Annotated in this window: 3 protein-coding genes; 2 read left to right on the top strand and 1 reads right to left on the bottom strand. The window is 67.3% G+C overall.

Annotated features, from left to right (window positions below; translation table 11 throughout):
• Positions 1–135: 135 nt before the first annotated feature.
• Both QVE23_RS10015 and mnmG read left to right on the top strand, forming a co-directional pair.
• Positions 136–348, top strand: coding sequence for a helix-turn-helix domain-containing protein (locus tag QVE23_RS10015; RefSeq protein ID WP_021750804.1), 213 nt, complete (start codon positions 136–138; stop codon positions 346–348).
• 15 nt (positions 349–363) lie between these two features.
• Positions 364–2,229 (top strand): tRNA uridine-5-carboxymethylaminomethyl(34) synthesis enzyme MnmG, encoded by a 1,866-nt coding sequence (mnmG, locus tag QVE23_RS10010; protein WP_287968123.1) that lies wholly within the window; start codon positions 364–366, stop codon positions 2,227–2,229.
• Here mnmG and QVE23_RS10005 read toward each other — a convergent pair.
• The coding region (locus QVE23_RS10005) for a hypothetical protein (RefSeq protein WP_287968121.1) at positions 2,214–2,457 on the bottom strand (244 nt) is incomplete at its 5' end. The genes mnmG and QVE23_RS10005 overlap by 16 nt on opposite strands.

Below are 2,457 nucleotides of genomic sequence, written 5' to 3'. Positions count from 1 at the left end.
GAGCTGGGCGCCAAGCCCCGGTATGACGCGCTGCTCCACATCGCGGACTTCTACGGCGTGTCCGCAGACTGGCTGATGGGCCGCACGGACAACCCTGCTGTGAATCGCTGAAAAAGGAACTGCGGGAGGTCCAATATGTTTGCCGATAAAATTCGAGTCCTTCGTAAAGAGAAAAAGCTGACCCAGGCAGAAGTCGCCAAGGAGGTCGGCCTGTCCGCCCGGGGCTATCAGGACCTGGAGCTGGGCGCCAAGCCCCGGTATGACGCGCTGCTCCACATCGCGGACTTCTACGATGTGTCCGTGGACTGGCTGATGGGCCGCACGGACAATCCCCATGCACACCGATGAAAGGATTTCCACCTTATGACCGAATTCCTCGCCGGACAATTTGATATCGCCGTGATCGGCGCGGGCCACGCCGGGATCGAGGCGGCGCTGGCCGCCGCCCGGCTGGGGATGGAGACCATCGTCTTCACCATCAATCTGGATGCGGTGGGCAACATGCCCTGCAACCCCGCCATCGGCGGCACCGGCAAGGGCCATCTGGTCCGGGAGCTGGACGCCCTGGGGGGCGAGATGGCGAAGGCCGCCGACGCGTGCTGCATCCAGTACCGGCTGCTGAACAAGGGAAAGGGCCCCGCCGTCTGGTCCCTCCGGGCCCAGGCGGACCGGCGGCATTATCAGGAGTACATGAAGCACACCCTGGAGCAGCAGGACCATCTGACGGTCCGCCAGGGCGAGGTGGTGGAGGTCCGCACGGAGAACGGCGCGGTTTCCGCCGTGGTGCTGGCCACCGGGGCGGTGTTCTCCGTGAAGGCCGTGATCCTGGCCACCGGCACATATCTGGCGGGCCGCACCATCGTGGGCGAGTGCGTGGAGGAATCCGGCCCCGACGGGATGCACGCCGCCGGACGGCTGACGGACTCCCTGCTGAAGCTGGGCCTGCCCCTGCGGCGGTTCAAGACCGGCACCCCGCCCCGGGTCAACGCCAGGAGCGTGGACTTTGACGAGATGGAGCTCCAGCCCGGCGATGCCTTGCCGGTCCCCTTTTCATACGGCACCCAATCCCCGCCGGAGAATCGGGCGGTCTGCTGGCTCACCTGGACCACGGAGGAGACGCTCCGGATCGTCCGGGAGAATCTGGACCGGGCGCCCATGTACTCCGGCGTCATCGAGGGGGTGGGCCCCCGCTACTGCCCCTCCTTTGAGACCAAGGTGGTCCGGTTCCCGGACAAGCTCCGCCACCAGCTGTTTGTGGAGCCCATGGGCCTCAACACTGAAGAATTGTACATCCAGGGCTTCTCCTCCTCCATGCCGGAGGAGGTGCAGATCCGGATGCTCCGCAGCGTGCCGGGCCTGCGCCATGCCGTGATGACCCGGCCTGCCTACGCCATCGAATACGACTGCATCGACCCCCTGGCCCTGCGGCCCACCCTGGAGTGCAAGGCTGTGCCGGGCCTATACGGTGCCGGGCAGTTCAACGGTTCTTCCGGGTACGAGGAGGCGGCGGTCCAGGGCTTTGCGGCCGGGGTCAACGCCGTGCGGAAGCTGCGGGGCGAGTGCGATTTCATCCTCTCCCGGTCGGAGAGCTACATCGGCACCCTCATCGACGATCTCGTCACCAAGGGCACCAACGAGCCCTACCGGATGATGACCTCCCGCAGCGAATACCGCCTGCTCCTCCGGCAGGACAACGCCGACCAGCGGCTGACCCGCCGGGGGTACGACATCGGCCTGGTGCCGGAGGCGCGGCTGCGGGCCGTGGAGGCAAAGTACGACGCCGTGGCCCGGGAGATCGCCCGGCTGACCCACACCGGCGTCTCCCCCTCCCCCGCCCTGGCCTCCTTTCTGGCGGAAAAGGGCACGGCGGACGCCCCGGACGGCTGTCCCCTGGTCGCCCTGCTGCGGCGGCCCCAGCTCACCTACGCGGACCTGGCCCCCTTCGACCCGGACCGGCCGGACCTGCCGGCAGACGTGGCGGAGCAGGTGGAGATCAGCGTGAAGTACGAGGGGTACATCCAGCGCCAGCAGAAACAGGTGGAGGACTTCCAAAAAATGGAGCGGCGGCGCCTGCCGCCGGATCTGGACTATTCCTCCATCCAGGGGCTGCGGCTGGAGGCCCGTGAAAAGCTGAACGCCGTCCGCCCGGCGGACCTGGGGCAGGCCTCCCGGATCTCCGGCGTCAGCCCTGCCGACGTGACGGCGCTGATGATCTATCTGGAGCGGTAGTGCGGCGCCTGCCCCTGCTCCACTCCCAGGGCCAGGCCCAGCTGGAGGCCTCTGGCAAAGGCCGCGGTACACCATTGGAGACGCAGGCCCGCCACCTGGTCGAACAGGCCGAGGCGGATGTCCTCCGGCGCGGCGGCCAGCACCTCCTCCAGCACATGGTCCTGGAAGAGCGGCTCCTGGCACAGCGCCGCCTCTGCGTACTCGTCGTAGAGCCATTCGTAAATTTCT

This window comes from Oscillibacter sp. KLE 1728 (assembly GCF_934833455.1).
Lineage (GTDB): Bacteria > Bacillota > Clostridia > Oscillospirales > Oscillospiraceae > Oscillibacter > Oscillibacter welbionis.
The sequence above is the reverse complement of the archived record's forward strand: the minus strand, read 5'-3'. Positions and strand labels throughout refer to the sequence as shown.